Here is a 15980-nt window from a genome sequence, read left to right on the forward strand (position 1 = left end):
GATCGCCCAGGGCGCGAACCAGCGCGACGCCTCCGGGAACAGCGGCAGGCAGTAGCGCAGGATGCCGAACGTGCCGACCTTGTCGAGCACGCCGACCAGCAGCGCCGCGGCGCCGGCGGGTGCCGCGCCACCGGCGTCCGGCAGCCAGGTGTGGAACGGGAAGAACGGCGCCTTGATGGCGAACGCGATGAAGAAGCCGAGGAACAGCCAGCGGCCGGTGTTCGTCGCGAAGTCGCTGTTGGTCAGCGCCACCCAGTCGAACGTGTGCCCGCCGACCACCCACAGGCCGATCACCGCGGCCAGCATGAACAGGCCGCCGACCAGGGAGTAGAGGAAGAACTTGACCGCCGCGTACTGCCGCTGGTGCCCGCCGAAGCTGCCGATCAGGAAGTACATCGGGACGAGCATGACCTCGAAGAACACGTAGAACAGGAAGACGTCGGCGGCCGCGAAGACGCCGATCATCGTGCACTCGAGGAGCAGCAGCAGCGCGAAGTACGTCGGGATGCTCCGCCGGCTCTTGTCGGCGTCGTGCCACGAGGCCAGGATCACCAGCGGCACCAGCACCGTGACCATCAGCAGCATGACCAGCGCGATGCCGTCCACCGCGAAGGTGAACCGCGCGTCCCAGGTGGGGATCCACTGGTAGGACTCGCGCAGCTGGAGGCGGTCGCCGCCCGGGGTGAAGGCGATCCACATGACCACCGAGAGCACGAACACCACGAGCGACCACGCGAGCGCGACGATCTTGGCCAGCTCCGGTCGGGCCTTGGGCAGGCACCAGACGACGACCGCACCGAGGAGCGGCAGCCCGGTCAGGACTGTCAGGTAAGGGAAGTCCTGCATCGCTAGCTCAGCCATCCCATCTGCACGGCGACGAACGCGGCGACCACGAGCAGTGCGCCGGCCATCATGGACATCGCATACGACCGGACGAAGCCGGTCTGCAGCCGGCGCAACCGGCCGGAGCCGCCGCCGACCGCGGCCGCGAGGCCGTTGACCGCACCGTCGATGCCCCGGTTGTCGAGGAACACCAGCGCGCGGGTCAGGAAGATGCCGGGCTTCTCGAAGACGATCTCGTTGAAGGCGTCGGCGTAGAGGTTGCGGCGGGCGGCCGTGACGACCACGCCGGCCGGCTGCTCGACCAGCGCGGTGCCGCGCCGGAAGAGCAGGTAGGCGAGGCCGATGCCGACGAACGTGAGCACCAGCGAGAGCGCGGTGATCACCCCGTGCGACATGACCGGGTGCAGGCCCTCGGCCTCCTCCGGCAGCGGCGGCTCGAGCCACTTGGCAACCGGGGTGGCCATCAGGCCACCGGCGATCGCCGAGCCGATCGCGAGCAGCACCAGCGGCCCGACCATGATCGGTGGCGACTCGTGCGGGTGCTCGATGTCGTCGGTCCACCGCTTCGGGCCGAGGAACGTGAGCACCCAGAGCCGGGTCATGTAGAACGCGGTGAGCCCGGCGCCGAGCAGCGCGGCCCAGCCGTACAGCCAGGCGGTCCAGCCCTCGCGCTCGAACGCGGCGACGATGATCGGCTCCTTGGTGAAGAAGCCGGAGAAGCCCGGGAAGCCGACGATGGCCAGCCAGCCCGCGGTGAACGTGCCGAACGTCCACGGCATCAGCTTCCAGAGCCCGCCGAACCGCCGGATGTCGACCTGGTCCTTCATGCCGTGCATGACGGAGCCGGCGCCGAGGAACATGTTGGCCTTGAAGAAGCCGTGCGCGAGCAGGTGGATGATCGCCAGCGCGTACGCGCCGCCGCCCAGGCCGACGCCGAGGAACATGTAGCCGATCTGCGAGACCGTCGACCAGGCCAGCACGCGCTTGATGTCGTCCTTGGCCGCGCCGATGATGCAGCCGATCAGCAGCGTCAGCGCACCGACGCTGACCACCACCGTCTGCAGCACCTCGTTGGCCGAGAAGATCGCGTTGGACCTGGCGATCAGGTAGACGCCGGCGGTGACCATCGTGGCGGCGTGGATGAGCGCCGACACGGGCGTCGGGCCCTCCATCGCGTCGGGCAACCACGCCTGCAGCGGGAACTGGCCGGACTTGCCGGTCGCGCCGAGCAGGAGCAGCAGGCCCATCAGCAGCACGACGGTCGACGACAGCGAGCCGACGCCGTTGAACACGTCCGCGTAGTTGGTCGAGCCGAGGTAGGCGAACATCGTGAAGATCGCGATGACCAGGCCGGCGTCGCCGACGCGGTTCATCAGGAACGCCTTCTTGCCCGCCGTGGCCGCGGACGGCCGGGTGTACCAGAAGGAGATCAGCAGGTACGACGCGAGGCCGACGCCCTCCCAGCCGAGGTAGAGCATCACGTAGTTGTTGCCGAGGACCAGCAGCAACATCGCGGCGGCGAAGAGGTTGAAGTAGCCGAAGAAGGTGTGCCGGCGCTCGTCGTGCGCCATGTAGCCGACCGCGTACAGGTGGATCAGGAAACCCACACCGGTGATCAGCAGGCAGAAGACGGCGGACAGCGGGTCGAACAGCAGACCGATGTCAACCTTCAGGTTGCCGACCGAGATGAACTCCCACAGGTTGCGCTCGACGGCCCGGTGGGGCTGGTCGCGCAGCGAGAAGAAGTAGATCAGGGTCAGCACGAAGCCGGCGCCGATAGCCGCCGTGCCGAGCCAGTGCGCGAACTTCGCGCTCCGGCGCCCCAGCAGCAGGATGACCGCCGAACTCACCAGCGGGATGGCGATGAGCAGCCACACGCTGCCCAGTACGCCCGTCGCGTGGGCGTACTCGATCGTCTGTTCCACGAATGCGGCCCCTCTAGTACTTCAGCAGGTTCGCGTCGTCGACGCTCGCCGAGCGCCGCGTTCGGAAGATCGTCATGATGATCGCCAGACCGACCACAACCTCCGCGGCGGCGACGACCATGACGAAGAACGCGATGATCTGGCCGTTGAGGTTGCCGTTGATCCGGCTGAACGTGACCAGTGCCAGGTTGGCCGAGTTGAGCATCAGCTCGATGCACATGAACAGCACGATCGCGTTGCGCCGGATCAACACACCGACGGCCCCGATCGTGAACAGGATGCCGGCCAGCACCAGGTAGTAGCTCGGGTTCATTTCTCGGTGCCCTTCGGGGCGGTCTCGCGCGGGCTCAGCTCACGCGTCGGAAGGATCTCGGGAATGCTGCGCTGGCTGAGCGTGCCGTCGGGCAGTCGCGCCGGCGTGGCGACCGAGTCTGAGGTGGCGTACACGCCAGGACCGGACTTCGAGGCCGGGTGGTTGCCCGGGCGGAACCGCAGCCGCATGGTCTCGGGCTGGCCCAGCCGCTCGCTCTTCGGCTTGTGGATGTGCGCCAGCACCATCGCGCCGACGGCGGCGGTGATCAGCAGCGCGGAGGTCGCCTCGAACGCGAACACGTAGTTCGTGAACAGCAGCGCCGCGATGCCCTGGACGTTGCCGTCCCGGTTGGCGGCCTCGAGGCCCACCGCCTCGGTGCCGCTGACCGCGCGGGCGACCAGCGTGCCGACCAGCCCGGCGAAGCCGAGGCCGACCAGGACCGCGGCGACCCGCTGCCCGCGCAACGTCTCGATCAGCGAATCGGAGGCGTCCCGGCCGACCAGCATCAGCACGAACAGGAACAGCATCATGATCGCGCCGGTGTAGACGATGATCTGCACCATGCCGATGAACGGACCGGCCTGCACGACGTAGAACACGCCGAGGCAGAGCATGGTCAGCACCAGCCAGAGGGCGGAGTGCACGGCGTTGCGGGCCGCCACCATGCCGATCGCGCCGAGCAGCGCGAGCGGGGCGAGGATCCAGAAGGTCACCGCCTCGCCGGTGGTGACGGTCGCCGCGAGTGCGATGTTCATGACGCGTCTCCCCTCGATGAAGCAGGCCCAGTCGCGTCCTTCGTGCCGGTCTCGGACCACGGGGCCCGCTCGGCGCCGGCGGAGGTGCCCGGGTTCGTGAGCGCGCCGACGTAGTAGTCCTTCTCGGTCTCGCCCAGGTGCATCGGGTGCGGCGGCTGCTCCATGCCGGGCAGCAACGGCGCCAGGAGCTGCTCCTTGGTGAAGATCAGGTCCTGGCGGGAGTCGCGGGCGAGCTCGTACTCGTTGCTCATCGTCAGCGAGCGGGTCGGGCAGGCCTCGATGCACAGGCCACAGAAGATGCACCGGGCGTAGTTGATCTGGTAGATGCTGGCGTACCGCTCACCCGGCGAGAAGCGCTGCTCGTCGGTGTTGTCGCCGCCTTCGACGTAGATCGCGTCCGCCGGGCAGGCCCAGGCGCACAGCTCGCACCCGATGCACTTCTCCAGCCCGTCCGGGTGCCGGTTGAGGATGTGCCGGCCGTGGTAGCGCGGTGCCGCCGGAGCCGGCTCGAACGGGTAGTCCGTCGTCACGATCTTGCGGAACATGTGCGAGAACGTGACGCCGAAGCCCTTGAACGTGCCCGTGATGGCGCCCATCTCAGTCTTCCTTCTCTTCGGTCGAGGTGGTGTCGATGACGTCTGGAGCGCCACCGCCCACGTTGGCCGGCTGCCGCTGCGCCACCCCGCGCCGGGCCCGCGGGCTCGGCGGCACCACCAGGTCCATCGGCGGCAGCGGGAAGCTGCCCTGCGGCCGCGCGTTGACCTGTTCCTGGAGGGTGACCTGAGGCTGCTTCTTGCGGTCCGGCCAGAGCAGGACGAGCAGGAGGATGATCACCAACGCGCCGCCGATGATGCCCCAGCGGACCGCGTCGCTGTTCTCCTTCTGCAGCACCCGGATGCCGGCCAGCGCCAGGATCCAGACCAGGTTGATCGGGAGGAGCACCCGCCAGCCGAGCCGCATGAACTGGTCGTAGCGGAGCCGGGGCAGCGTGCCGCGGAGCCAGACGAAGACGAAGACCAGCAGGATCACCTTGGCGAAGAACCAGATCAGGCCGAACCAACCTTCGTTGGCACCGGACCAGATGCTGATCGGCCAGGGCGCTCGCCAGCCGCCGAGGAACAGCGTCGTGGCGACCGCGGAGACGGTCACCATGTTGACGTACTCCGCCAGCATGAACAGCGCGAACTTCAGCGAGCTGTATTCGGTCATGAAGCCGGCGACCAGCTCGGACTCCGCCTCGGGCAGGTCGAACGGCGCGCGGTTGGTCTCGCCGACCGCGGAGATGGCGTAGATGACGAAGCTCGGCAGCAGCAGGATCGCGTACCAGCCGGGCGCGAACAGGTCGAACCCGCCGAGCGAGACGCTGCGCTCGCTGCCGGCCTGCGCGGCGACGATCCCGCTGGTCGACATCGTGCCGGCCGTCATGAACACCGCGACGATCGAGAGGCCCATGGCGACCTCGTACGAGATCATCTGGGCGCTCGACCGCAGGCCACCGAGCAGCGGGTACGTCGAGCCGGAGGCCCAACCGCCGAGCACGATGCCGTAGATGCCCATCGAGGACGCGGCCAGGATCACCAGCACCGCGACCGAGACGTCGGTGACCTGCAGCGCCGTGTGGTGGCCGAAGATGCTCACCATCGGGCCGAACGGGATGACCGCCAGCGCGGTCACCGCACAGATCACCGAGATCGTCGGCGCGAAGAAGTAGACGACCTTGTCGGCGGCCTTCGGCAGGATGTCTTCCTTGAAGGCCATCTTCAGGCCGTCGGCCAGCGTCTGCAGCAGGCCGAGCGGGCCGACCTGGTTGGGGCCGGGCCGCACCTGCATGAAGCCGACGACGCGCCGCTCGAACCAGACGCCGAGCAGCGTCGCGAGCACCGCGAAGACGAACGCAAAGACGATCTTGATGAGCACGATCCACCAGGGATCGTGCCCGAAGTCGGACAGCGTCGGGTCCTGCGCGAGGTACACCGCGGACGTCATCGGGCCCCTCCAGCCGAGATCGAGACGACCGCACCGGAGGTGACGCCCAGCGTCCGCCGGGTGGTCGAACCGGGCGAGTTGGTCGGCAGCCAGACGACGCCGGCCGGCATCTCCGTGATCATCGCCGGCAGCGTCACCGCGCCGCGGCCGGTGCCGACCGTGACCGCCTCGCCGTCGGCGACGCCGATCGCCTCGGCGGTCGCCTTGTCGAGCCGGACCACCGGCGGGCGCGCCGTGCCGGCCAGTTCCTGGTCGCCGTCGAGCAGGCTGCCCAGGTCGATGAGCTGGTGCCAGGTCGCCAGCACCGCCTCCCCGGACCGGGGCTCGGCCACCTCGGCCGGCTCGTGCAGCGGCGCGTGCGGGCGGTCGGACCGGGTCACCGGCAGGCCGCCCAGCTCGCGGCGGACCGTGTTGACGTCGCCGGTGCCGAGCCCGACGCCGAGCGCGGCGGCGAGCGCGTCGAGCACGCGGCCGTCGTTCATCGCGTCGGTGGCGAGGACGGCCTCGAAGGTGCGCAGCCGGCCCTCCCAGTCGAGGAAGCTGCCCGCCTTCTCGGCGACCGGCGCGACCGGGAAGACCACGTCGGCCCGGCGGCTCACCGCGCTGCGCCGGACCTCGAGGCTGACCAGGAACGGCACCGCGTCGAGGGCCTGCTCGGCCAGCTTCGGGTCGGTCAGGTCGGCCGGGTCGACGCCCGCGACGACCAGAGCGCCCAGCCGGCCGCCGGCGGCCGCCACGATCATCGCGTCGGTGTCGCGGCCGGGCTGGCTCGGGATGACACCGGGAGCGACGTCCCAGGCGCCGGAGAGCTCGGCCCGCGCCGCCGCGTCGGACGCGAGGCGCCCGCCGGGGAGCAGGTTGGGCAGGCAGCCGGCGTCGACGGCGCCGCGGTCACCCGCGCGCCGGGGCACCCAGGCCAGCTTGGCGCCGGTGCGCTCGGCCAGCGCCGCGGCGGCCGAGAGGCCACCGGGCACCGAGGCCAGCCGCTCGCCGACGATCAGCAGCGCGCCTGGCGCCGTGAGCGCCTCGGCGACCACGTCGTGCTCGGCGAGCACGCGCGCCTCCTCGCCCGGGATGATCCGGGCGACCTTGGCGCCGAGCTTCTCCAGGCCGCGGGTCACGTACGGGGAGAGCGCGTAGATCGGCAGCTTGCGCTTGGTGAAGTTCTTGCGCAGGCGGAGGAAGAGGATGGGCGACTCCTCCTCGGGCTCCAGGCCGACGATGACGACCGCCGGAGCCGCGTCGATGTCGCCGTAGGTGACGTCGGTCGTGCCGACCACCGAGGAGGCGAGGAACTCGGTCTCCTCCGTCGACAGCGGCCGTGCGCGGAAGTCGATGTCGTTGGTGTGCAGGGCGACGCGGGCGAACTTCGCGTACGCGTACGCGTCCTCGACCGTCAGCCGCCCGCCGGCCAGCACGCCCACGCCGTGCGCGCCGTCGCGGGCGGTGCGCAGGCCCTCGGCGGCGACGCTGAGCGCCTCGCTCCAGGAGGCCTCCCGCAGCTCACCGCTGCTCGCGTCGCGGACGAGCGGGGTGGTCAGCCGGCCGGTGGCGGTCGCGTAGCGGAAGCCCCACCGGCCCTTGTCGCAGTTCCACTCCTCGTTGACCGCCGCGTCGTCGCCGGCCAGCCGGCGCAGCACCTTGCCGCGCCGGTGGTCGGTGCGCTGGGCACACCCGGAGGCGCAGTGCTCGCACACCGAGGGGCTGGACACCAGGTCGAACGGCCGCGACCGGAACCGGTACTGGGCGCCGGTCAGGGCGCCGACCGGGCAGATCTGCACGGTGTTGCCGGAGAAGTAGGAGTTGAAGGGTACGTCCCCCTCAGCCTCCTCGCCGGCCGCCGCGTCGTAGACCTCGTCGCGGTAGACGTTGATCTCCTCGGCGCTGCTGCGGTTCATCAGGTCAATGAACTTGTCGCCGGCGATCTCCTCGGAGAACCGGGTGCAGCGCTGGCACAGCACGCACCGCTCACGGTCGAGCAGCACCTGCGTCGAGATGTTGATCGGCTTCGGGTACTCCCGCTTGTGCTCGTGGAACCGCGAGTCGGCCCGGCCGGTCGACATCGCCTGGTTCTGCAGGGGGCACTCGCCGCCCTTGTCGCACATCGGGCAGTCGAGCGGGTGGTTGATCAGGAGCAGCTCCATGATGCCCTCCTGCGCCTTCTTGGCGACCGGAGAGGTGAGCTGGGTCTTGACCACCATGCCGTCGGCGACCGGCTGGGTGCACGAGGCGACCGGCTTGCGCTGCCCTTCGACCTCGACCAGACACTGCCGGCAGGCACCCGCGGGGGCCAGCAGCGGGTGGTCGCAGAACCGCGGGATCGCGATGCCGAGCTGCTCGGCAACCCGGATCAGCAGCGTGCCCTTCGGCGCGGTCACCTCGACGCCGTCGATGGTCAGCGTGACCTCGTCGGCCTTCTTGGCTACATCCGTCATCAGTGCGCCCCCACGAGAGCCTTCTCCGACAGCCGGGGAGCTGTCCGGCCCTCGATGTAGTCGAGGTAGTCCTGCTTGAAGTACTGCAACGAGGACGTCACCGGGCTCGTCGCGCCGTCGCCCAGGCCGCAGAACGACCGGCCCAGGATGTTGTCACAGGTGTCGAGCAGCGTGTCGAGGTCTTCGTGGGTGCCCTGACCGGACAGGATCCGCTGGTAGACCCGGACCATCCAGTAGTTGCCCTCGCGACACGGCGTGCACTTGCCGCACGACTCGTGGTGGTAGAACTCCAGCCAGCGGTAGGTCGCGTAGACCGGGCAGTCCTGGTCGGAGAAGATCTGCGTCGCGGTGGTGCCGAGGATGCTGCCCGCGCCGGCGACGCCCTCGAAGTCGAGCGGCACGTCGAGGTGGTCGGCCGTGAGCAGCGGGGTCGACGAGCCGCCCGGGGTCCAGAACCGCAGCTCGTGCCCGGGCTGCATGCCGCCGGCCAGCTCGATCAGCTCGCGCAGGGTGATGCCCATCGAGCACTCGTACTGGCCGGGGTTGGCGATCCGGCCGGACAGCGAGTAGATCATCGGGCCCGACGACTTCTCGGTGCCCATCGTCCGCCACCAGTCGGCGCCGCCGAGCACGATGTACGGGACGCTGGAGATGGTGCCGACGTTGTTGACCACCGTCGGCGAGGCGTAGAGGCCGTGCGTCGCCGGGAACGGCGGGCGCAGCCGGGGCTGGCCGCGGAAGCCTTCCAGCGAGTCGAGCAGCGCCGTCTCCTCGCCGCAGATGTAGGCGCCCGCGCCGCTGTGCACGACCACGTCGAGGTTGAAGCCCGACTTGAGGATGTCGCGACCGAGATAACCCTTGTCGTACGCCTCGACGACCGCGTTGCGCAGCCGGCGTGCGGCGTGCACCGCCTCGCCGCGGATGTAGATGTAGGCCCGCTCGGCGCGGATCGCGTAGCTGGCGATGATCACGCCCTCGATCAGCGAGTGCGGGTCGTGCGTCATCAGCGGCAGGTCCTTGCAGGTCCCCGGCTCGCCCTCGTCGGCGTTGACGACCAGGTAGTGCGGCTTACCGTCGCCCTGCGGGATGAAGCCCCACTTGAGACCGGTCGGGAAGCCGGCGCCGCCGCGGCCGCGCAGGCCCGAGTCCTTGATGAGCTGGATCAGGTCGTCGGGGTGGGCCTTGAGCGCCTTCTTCAGCGCCGCGTAGCCGTCGAGCTGCTCGTAGGTCTTCATCGTCCAGGCGTTGGGCGAGAGCCAGCGCTTGGTGAGGACCGGCGTGAGCTTCTCGAGGACTTCCCGCCGAGGAGTAGTGGTCACTTGTTCGCCTCCTTGGCGCCGCGGAGCTTGTCCTCCTGCGGCTTCGGCGCGTCGCCGGCCGGCTTCGCGTCGCTGGCCGGCTTGCTGGCTGCCGCGCCCGCCGTGGCCGCCGGCTTCGCCGTACCCGAGTCGTCCTTCTTCTTGATCGGGGTGTCGGGGTTGAAGCCCGCGACCGCGATCCCGTGCTGCTGGGCCAGGTGCAGGCCCCGCAGGGTCGGCTCGCCCGGCACGCCGTCGGCGACCGCGTCCTCCCGCGTGTCCGGGAAGCCGGCGAGCTGGAGCGACATCTCCTTGAGCGTGCAGAGCCGGGCGCCGCGGCTGGGCTGCGGGCGGTTGCCCCGGCGCAGGTCGTCGACCAGGTCGGTCGCCGACGCCGGTGTCACGTTGTCGAAGAAGTCGTAGTTGACCGTCATGACCGGGCCGTAGTCGCAGGCGGCCAGGCACTCGGCGTGCTCGAGCGTGATCGAGCCGTCGCCGGTGGTCTCGTCGTGCCCGACGCCCAGGTGCTCGCTGAGCGTGTCGTAGACCTCCTGGCCACCGAGCACGTTGCACATCGTGTTGGTGCAGACGCTGACCAGCCAGTCGCCGGTCGGGCGCCGCTTGTACATCGTGTAGAACGACGCGACCGCACCGACCTGGGCCTTGTTGATGCCGAGCACCTCGGCGCAGAACTCCACGCCGGCCGGCGAGACGTGCCCCTCGACGGACTGCACGAGGTGCAGCAGGGGCAGCAGGGCGGACCGGGTGCGGTCGGCCGGGTAGCGGGCCAGGATCTCCCGGGCCCGCTGCCGGATCTCCTCGTCGAAGACCGTCGTTGGCGTCGTCATCGGTCACACCCACCCATCACCGGGTCCAGCGAGGCCCCGCCGGCGATGACGTCGGCGATCAGGCCGCCCTCCGCCATCGCGGGAAGAGCCTGGAGGTTCACGAAGCTGGGCTCGCGGAAGTGCACCCGGTAGGGCCGGGTGCCGCCGTCGGAGACCGCGTGGGCGCCCAACTCCCCGCGCGGGCCCTCGATCGCCACGTAGACCTGGCCGGGCGGCACCCGGAAGCCCTCCGTGACGAGCTTGAAGTGGTGGATCAGCGACTCCATCGACTGACCCATGATCTTGGCGACGTGCTCGAGCGAGTTGCCGAGGCCGTCGACGCCGATAGCGAGCTGCGCCGGCCAGGCGATCTTCTTGTCGGCGACCATGATCGGGCCGGGCCGGAGCCGGTCGAGTGCCTGCTCGACGATCTTCAGCGACTCGCGCATCTCGGCCAGCCGCACCTGGTAACGGCCCCAGACGTCGGCGTCGTTCGAGGTCGGCACGTCGAACTCGTAGTTCTCGTAACCGCAGTACGGCATGGTCTTGCGCAGGTCCCACGGCAGGCCGGCGGAGCGCAGCACCGGGCCGGTGACGCCGAGCGACACGCAGCCGGTCACGTCGAGCACGGCGACGCCCTGCGTCCGCTCGATCCAGATCGGCTGGCCCGAGAGCAGGTCCTCGTATTCCTTGAGCCGCTTGGGCATGAGCTCGAGGAACTCGCGGATCTTCGCGACCGCGCTGTCCGGCACGTCCTGCGCGACGCCGCCCGGGCGCACGTAGGCCATGTTCATCCGCAGACCGGAGATCATCTCGAAGATCTCGAGGATGTATTCGCGCTCGCGGAAGCCGTACAACATGATCGAGATGGCGCCCAGCTCCATGCCGGTCGTGGCCAGCCAGACCAGGTGCGACGCGATCCGGTTGAGCTCCATCATCAGCACGCGGATGGTGGTGGCCCGCTCGGTGATCTCGTCCTCGATGCCGAGGAGCTTCTCCACCGCGAGGCTGTACGCCGTCTCGTTGAAGATCGGCGCGAGGTAGTCCATCCGGGTCACGAACGTCGTGCCCTGCACCCAGTTGCGGTATTCGAGGTTCTTCTCGATGCCGGTGTGCAGGTAGCCGACGACCGAGCGCATCTCGCGGACGGTCTCGCCCTCGAGCTCGAGGATCAGCCGCAGCACGCCGTGCGTCGACGGGTGCTGCGGGCCCATGTTGACGATGAGCCGCTCGTCGCTGACCGGGTCGGTGCCGCTGACGACGGTGTCCCAGTCGCCGCCGGTGACGGTGAAGACCTTGCCCTCAGAGGTTTCGCGCTCTTGGGCGTAACTCGGGTTGGTGGTCAAGATGTCACCTCGCTTCGCGAGCTGACGCTTGACGCGTCAGTGCTGAGCCAAATGGTTCGTTCGCTGCGCTCACTCACTGGTAGCTCCTCCGCCGGTCCGGCGGTGGGATCTCGGCGCCCTTGTATTCCACCGGGACCCCGCCGAGCGGGTAGTCCTTGCGTTGCGGGTGGCCTTCCCAGTCGTCCGGCATGAGGATCCGGGTCAGGCCGGGGTGGCCGTCGAAGATGACCCCGAACATGTCGTAGGTCTCCCGCTCCTGCCAGTCGGCGGTCGGGTAGACCGTGGTCACCGTCGGCACGTGCGGATGGTCGGTGCCGACCGCGACCTCCAGCCGCACCCGCCGCCGGTAGGTCATCGAGGCGAGGTGGTAGGTCACGTGCAGCCGGCGCTCGTCGGCACCGAGATAGTCCACAGCGGACACCGAGGAGCAGAGCTCGAAGCGCAGCGACTCGTCGTCGCGCATCGTGCGGGCGACCTCGAGGATCTTCTCGGCCTTGACGTGCAGCGTCAGCTCGCCGCGGTCGACGACCACCTTCTCGATGGCGTCGTCGAGGCCCGGGAACGCCTCTTCGAGCGCGTCGTAGACCTCGTCGAAGTAGCTGCCGTACGGGCGCTCGCTGCCGCCGGCGCCGACCCGCCGGCGGACCAGGCCGCCAAAGCCCGACGTGTCGCCGGAGCCCTGGATGCCGAACATGCCGCGACCGGCCACAGAGGACGGCGGCAGCTCAGCCGGCGCACCGGTGTGCGCGCCGACCGGCGTGGCCTGCACGGGCACGCCGCCACCGGGCTTGGCGCTCGGCGGGGTCGGGTCCTGGTTGGTCGGGTTCGCCGACTCGTTGGCCGGGGCTGTCCGCTCCGCGTGTTCCTTCGGGTCGGCCACCGGGTCCTTGTCGGGCGTCGTGGTCACCACCGTCCACCTCCCTGGAGGTGTCGTTCTTCCTTCATCCAGTTCTCGATCCGCAGTTGCTCCTCGCGACCCTCGCGGACGGCCTGGGTCCACTCGGCGCGCCGGGCCTTGTCGTTGCGGTACGAGGACGGCATCGAGCCGTACGGCACGACCGGCACGTCACCGCGCTCCTTGCGCTGCTCGAGCATCTTGCGGCCGTTGGGGCCCAGCGGCTCGTGCATGATCTTCTCGCGCAGCTTGAGGATCGCGTCGATCAGCATCTCGGGCCGCGGCGGGCAACCCGGCAGGTACATGTCGACCGGCACGACGTGGTCGACGCCCTGGACGATCGCGTAGTTGTTGAACATGCCGCCGCTGCTCGCGCAGACGCCCATCGAGAGCACCCAGCGCGGCTCCGCCATCTGGTCGTAGATCTGGCGCAGCACGGGCGCCATCTTCTGCGACACCCGGCCGGCCACGATCATCAGGTCGGCCTGGCGGGGCGAGGCGCGGAACACCTCCATGCCCCAGCGGCCCAGGTCGTAGTGCGGGCCGCCGGCCGCCATCATCTCGATCGCGCAGCAGGCGAGGCCGAAGGTCGCACCCCAGACCGACGACTTGCGGGACCAGTTGACCAGTTTCTCCACGGAGGTGAGCAGGACGCCCGCGGGGAGCTTCTCTTCGATACCCATGCTGGCGTGCCTCCCTTCAGTCCCAGTCCAAGCCGCCGCGGCGCCAGACGTAGGCGTAGGCGATGAACACGGTGCCGATGAACATGACCATCTCGACGAACCCGAAGACACCGAGAACGTCGAAGTTCACGGCCCACGGGTAGAGGAAGATGATTTCGATGTCGAAGACGATGAAAAGCATCGCCGTCAGGTAGAACTTGATCGGGAACCGGCCGCCGCCAACCGGCTGCGGGCTCGGTTCGATGCCGCACTCGTAAGCGTCGAGCTTGGCCCGGTTGTACCGGCGCGGGCCGGCGATCCGGGCCGACGCGACGGAGAACAGCGCGAAGAAGGCAGCCAGGGCGAACAGCCCCAGGATCGGTACGTACGGCGAGAGCGTCATGGTGTTCTCCTGCTCGTCCTTTCCTGCCCTCTGTCGAGAATCAGCGTCTGAGTATTCACCGTTGTATGGGTCCCCGCCCGGCGGGGTCGCGTCCTCATGCCGCCGGCACCACCTTCGTCATCGCGTTTATGACGCGGTCCATCGCGTCGCCACCGCGCGGATCCGTCAGGTTGGCCAGCAGTTTGAGAACGAAGCGCATCAGCGTCGGGTGCGGCATGCCGTGCTTGGTGGCGATGCGCATGATCTGCGGGTTGCCGATCATCTTCACGAAGATGTTCCCGAGCCGGTAGTACCCGCCGTAGCGGGCCTTCAACTCGGCCGGATAGACCGCCAGCGCGCGCTCCCGGTCGGCGCCGGTGCGGCCGAGCGCCTGCGCCACCACTTCCGCGGCGAGCTCGCCGGACTCCATCGCGTACGCGATGCCCTCGCCGTTGAACGGGTTGACCATGCCGCCGGAGTCGCCGACCAGCAGGACGCCGCGGGTGTAGTGCGGCACCCGGTTGAAGCCCATCGGCAGGGCCGCGCCGAGGATCGGGCCGTCGGCGTTGGCCTCGTCGTTCATGCCCCACTCGGGCGGGGTGGCGCCGAGCCACTCGGTGAGCATCCGGCGGTAGTTGGTCTTGCCGAATGCGGCGGAGGAGTTGAGCACGCCGAGGCCGACGTTGACGCGGCCGTCGCCCATGCCGAAAATCCAGCCGTAGCCGGGGAGCAGCTTGTCGCCGCCCTCCTTGCTGCGCAGCTCCAACCAGGACTCGAGGTAGTCGTCGTCGTGCTTCGCCGGCGACTGGTAGTAGCGGCGGACCGCGACGCCGATCGGCCGGTCCTCGCGCTTGGCCAGGCCCATCGAGAGCGGGAAGCGGCCGGAGACGCCGTCGGCGGAGATGACCAGCGGGGCGCGGAACTCTCGCGGCTCCCCGTCGACCTCGGCGGTCACGCCGACCACGCGGCCGGTGTCCGCGCGGACCGCCCCGGTGACGGTCACGCCGGTGCGCAGGTCGGCGCCGACCTTCACGGCCTGCTTCGCGAGCAGGTCGTCGAAGTCGTGGCGCGTGCGCACGAGACCGTAGTTGGGGAAGCTGGCGAGGTCGGGCCAGTCGAGCTCCAGGCGCACGCCGCCGCCGATCACCCGCAGGCCCTTGTTGGTCAGCCAGCCCTGCTCGGCGAACGTGCCGTCGGCGGTGAGACCGAGCTTGATGAGCTGTTTGACCGCGCGTGGGGTCAACCCGTCGCCGCAGACCTTCTCGCGCGGGAACTCCGACTTCTCCAGGACCAGCACGCGTACGCCGTGCCGCGCCAGGTGGTAGGCCGTGGTCGAGCCACCCGGTCCGGCGCCGACGACGATGACGTCGGCGTCGTTGTCCCTGCTGGCGGCCACTACGACTACCCCCTCGGATGCCTGCTCTTCGCTCCTCGCAGGCTCGTGAAATGCTTCACAAGCTCATCGGGTGGAGTCTAGAACCGGGGATACTGTGGGCGCCCGGTTAGGTATACCTAACTCCTGGGGCGGAACCGAGTTGTCGATCGATGTCCGATTCGCAAACCGGATAATCTTCACATACGCGTAGCGCGGTGCAGCGCCACGATTCCGGCAGACAGGTTTCTCCAGCCCACGGCACCCCATCCGGCCTCCTGGATGCGGGTCGCGAGATCCTGCTGGTTGGGCCACATCTGGATCGACTCGGCGAGGTAGACGTAGGCGTCCGGGTTGCTCGACACCCGCCGGGCGACTGCGGGGAGTGACCGCATCAGATACGAAAGGTAGATGGTGCGGAACGTCCAGTTGGTCGGGTGGCTGAACTCACAGACCACCAGCCGGCCGCCGGGACGGGTCACTCGGGCCAGCTCACGCAGGGCGGCCTTGGTGTCGACGACGTTCCGCAGCGCGAAGGAGATGGTGACCGCGTCGAAGGTGCCGTCGGCGAACGGGAGCGCCAGCGCGTCGCCGGCGAGCAGCGGAACCGTCGGCCGGGTGTGCCGGCCCGCGCGCAGCATGCCGATGGAGAGATCCGCGCCGACCGCGTACGCGCCGGAGCGCCCCAGTTCCTCGGTCGAGACGCCGGTGCCCGCGCCCACGTCGAGCACCGTGTCCCCCAGTCGAAGGTCGAGGGCGTCGCGCGTGGCCCGCCGCCAGCCGCGGTCCTGTCCGAAGGAGAGCACCGTGTTGGTCAGGTCGTAGCGATCGGCCACCCCGTCGAACATCTCGGCGACCTCGTGCGGCTGCTTGTCCAGGTTGGCTCGCGTCACCTGGCCACTGTATGAAACGGCCCGCTCCCCAGGTGGGAGCGGGCCCTC

General features: G+C 69.4%; 15 protein-coding genes. All 15 read right to left on the reverse strand.

The features are described from left to right. Positions 1-846, reverse strand: an 846-nt coding sequence (locus AB0H87_RS24345) for an NADH-quinone oxidoreductase subunit M (protein ID WP_360149832.1), incomplete at its 3' end; no start/stop codon positions are given. Between the two features lie 2 nt (positions 847-848). Continuing rightward, a complete protein-coding gene (gene nuoL, locus AB0H87_RS24350; RefSeq protein WP_360149797.1) occupies positions 849-2768 on the reverse strand; it encodes an NADH-quinone oxidoreductase subunit L in 1920 nt (639 codons plus the stop codon). A 13-nt stretch (positions 2769-2781) separates the two neighbouring features. Next, a complete protein-coding gene (gene nuoK / locus AB0H87_RS24355) occupies positions 2782-3081 on the reverse strand; it encodes an NADH-quinone oxidoreductase subunit NuoK (RefSeq protein WP_116067379.1) in 300 nt (99 codons plus the stop codon). Then, positions 3078-3836: an NADH-quinone oxidoreductase subunit J gene (locus AB0H87_RS24360; RefSeq protein WP_360149800.1), complete on the reverse strand. Its 759-nt coding sequence runs from the start codon at positions 3834-3836 to the stop codon at positions 3078-3080. Before AB0H87_RS24360 ends, nuoK begins: the two co-directional genes overlap by 4 nt. Then, positions 3833-4432: an NADH-quinone oxidoreductase subunit NuoI gene (gene nuoI, locus AB0H87_RS24365; protein ID WP_360149803.1), complete on the reverse strand. Its 600-nt coding sequence runs from the start codon at positions 4430-4432 to the stop codon at positions 3833-3835. The genes AB0H87_RS24360 and nuoI overlap by 4 nt, the downstream gene beginning before the upstream one ends. Position 4433: 1 nt before the next feature. Next, positions 4434-5822, reverse strand: a complete 1389-nt coding sequence (nuoH, locus tag AB0H87_RS24370) for an NADH-quinone oxidoreductase subunit NuoH (protein ID WP_360149806.1) — start codon at positions 5820-5822, stop codon at positions 4434-4436. Continuing rightward, positions 5819-8257 (reverse strand): NADH-quinone oxidoreductase subunit G, encoded by a 2439-nt coding sequence (locus AB0H87_RS24375; protein WP_360149809.1) that lies wholly within the window; start codon positions 8255-8257, stop codon positions 5819-5821. The genes nuoH and AB0H87_RS24375 overlap by 4 nt, the downstream gene beginning before the upstream one ends. Next, positions 8257-9576, reverse strand: a complete 1320-nt coding sequence (nuoF, locus tag AB0H87_RS24380; RefSeq protein WP_360149812.1) for an NADH-quinone oxidoreductase subunit NuoF — start codon at positions 9574-9576, stop codon at positions 8257-8259. The genes AB0H87_RS24375 and nuoF overlap by 1 nt, the downstream gene beginning before the upstream one ends. After that, positions 9573-10403 carry an NADH-quinone oxidoreductase subunit NuoE gene (gene nuoE / locus AB0H87_RS24385; RefSeq protein ID WP_360149815.1) on the reverse strand — a complete coding sequence of 277 codons (831 nt, stop codon included), beginning with the start codon at positions 10401-10403 and terminating at the stop codon, positions 9573-9575. The genes nuoF and nuoE overlap by 4 nt, the downstream gene beginning before the upstream one ends. Further along, a complete protein-coding gene (locus AB0H87_RS24390) occupies positions 10400-11728 on the reverse strand; it encodes an NADH-quinone oxidoreductase subunit D (RefSeq protein ID WP_360149818.1) in 1329 nt (442 codons plus the stop codon). The genes nuoE and AB0H87_RS24390 overlap by 4 nt, the downstream gene beginning before the upstream one ends. Positions 11729-11801: 73 nt before the next feature. Next, positions 11802-12503: an NADH-quinone oxidoreductase subunit C gene (locus AB0H87_RS24395; RefSeq protein ID WP_360149835.1), complete on the reverse strand. Its 702-nt coding sequence runs from the start codon at positions 12501-12503 to the stop codon at positions 11802-11804. A gap of 128 nt (positions 12504-12631) precedes the next feature. After that, a complete protein-coding gene (locus AB0H87_RS24400) occupies positions 12632-13306 on the reverse strand; it encodes an NADH-quinone oxidoreductase subunit B family protein (protein ID WP_360149821.1) in 675 nt (224 codons plus the stop codon). Positions 13307-13322: 16 nt separating this feature from the next. Beyond that, the gene (locus AB0H87_RS24405; protein WP_360149824.1) at positions 13323-13688 is read right to left on the reverse strand and encodes an NADH-quinone oxidoreductase subunit A; all 366 of its coding nucleotides are present in this window, start codon (positions 13686-13688) and stop codon (positions 13323-13325) included. 94 nt (positions 13689-13782) lie between these two features. After that, positions 13783-15063, reverse strand: a complete 1281-nt coding sequence (locus AB0H87_RS24410; protein ID WP_360149827.1) for a geranylgeranyl reductase family protein — start codon at positions 15061-15063, stop codon at positions 13783-13785. Positions 15064-15239: 176 nt separating this feature from the next. Then, entirely contained in the window at positions 15240-15932 is a 693-nt protein-coding gene (locus tag AB0H87_RS24415) for a demethylmenaquinone methyltransferase (RefSeq protein ID WP_360149830.1), read from the reverse strand. Positions 15933-15980 lie beyond the last annotated feature (48 nt).

Origin of the sequence: Asanoa sp. NPDC050611, from assembly GCF_040654855.1 — a bacterium.
In the GTDB taxonomy this organism is placed as follows: domain Bacteria; phylum Actinomycetota; class Actinomycetes; order Mycobacteriales; family Micromonosporaceae; genus Asanoa.

What these genes read in the sequence shown, in the direction of transcription:
- AB0H87_RS24375 (WP_360149809.1), bottom strand. Translation starts at nt 8,257, where the DNA reads ATGACGGATGTAGCCAAGAAGGCCGACGAGGTCACGCTGACCATCGAC.
- nuoH (WP_360149806.1), bottom strand. Translation starts at nt 5,822, where the DNA reads ATGACGTCCGCGGTGTACCTCGCGCAGGACCCGACGCTGTCCGACTTC.
- nuoI (WP_360149803.1), bottom strand. Translation starts at nt 4,432, where the DNA reads ATGGGCGCCATCACGGGCACGTTCAAGGGCTTCGGCGTCACGTTCTCG.
- nuoE (WP_360149815.1), bottom strand. Translation starts at nt 10,403, where the DNA reads ATGACGACGCCAACGACGGTCTTCGACGAGGAGATCCGGCAGCGGGCC.
- nuoK (WP_116067379.1), bottom strand. Translation starts at nt 3,081, where the DNA reads ATGAACCCGAGCTACTACCTGGTGCTGGCCGGCATCCTGTTCACGATC.
- AB0H87_RS24360 (WP_360149800.1), bottom strand. Translation starts at nt 3,836, where the DNA reads ATGAACATCGCACTCGCGGCGACCGTCACCACCGGCGAGGCGGTGACC.
- AB0H87_RS24405 (WP_360149824.1), bottom strand. Translation starts at nt 13,688, where the DNA reads ATGACGCTCTCGCCGTACGTACCGATCCTGGGGCTGTTCGCCCTGGCT.
- AB0H87_RS24400 (WP_360149821.1), bottom strand. Translation starts at nt 13,306, where the DNA reads ATGGGTATCGAAGAGAAGCTCCCCGCGGGCGTCCTGCTCACCTCCGTG.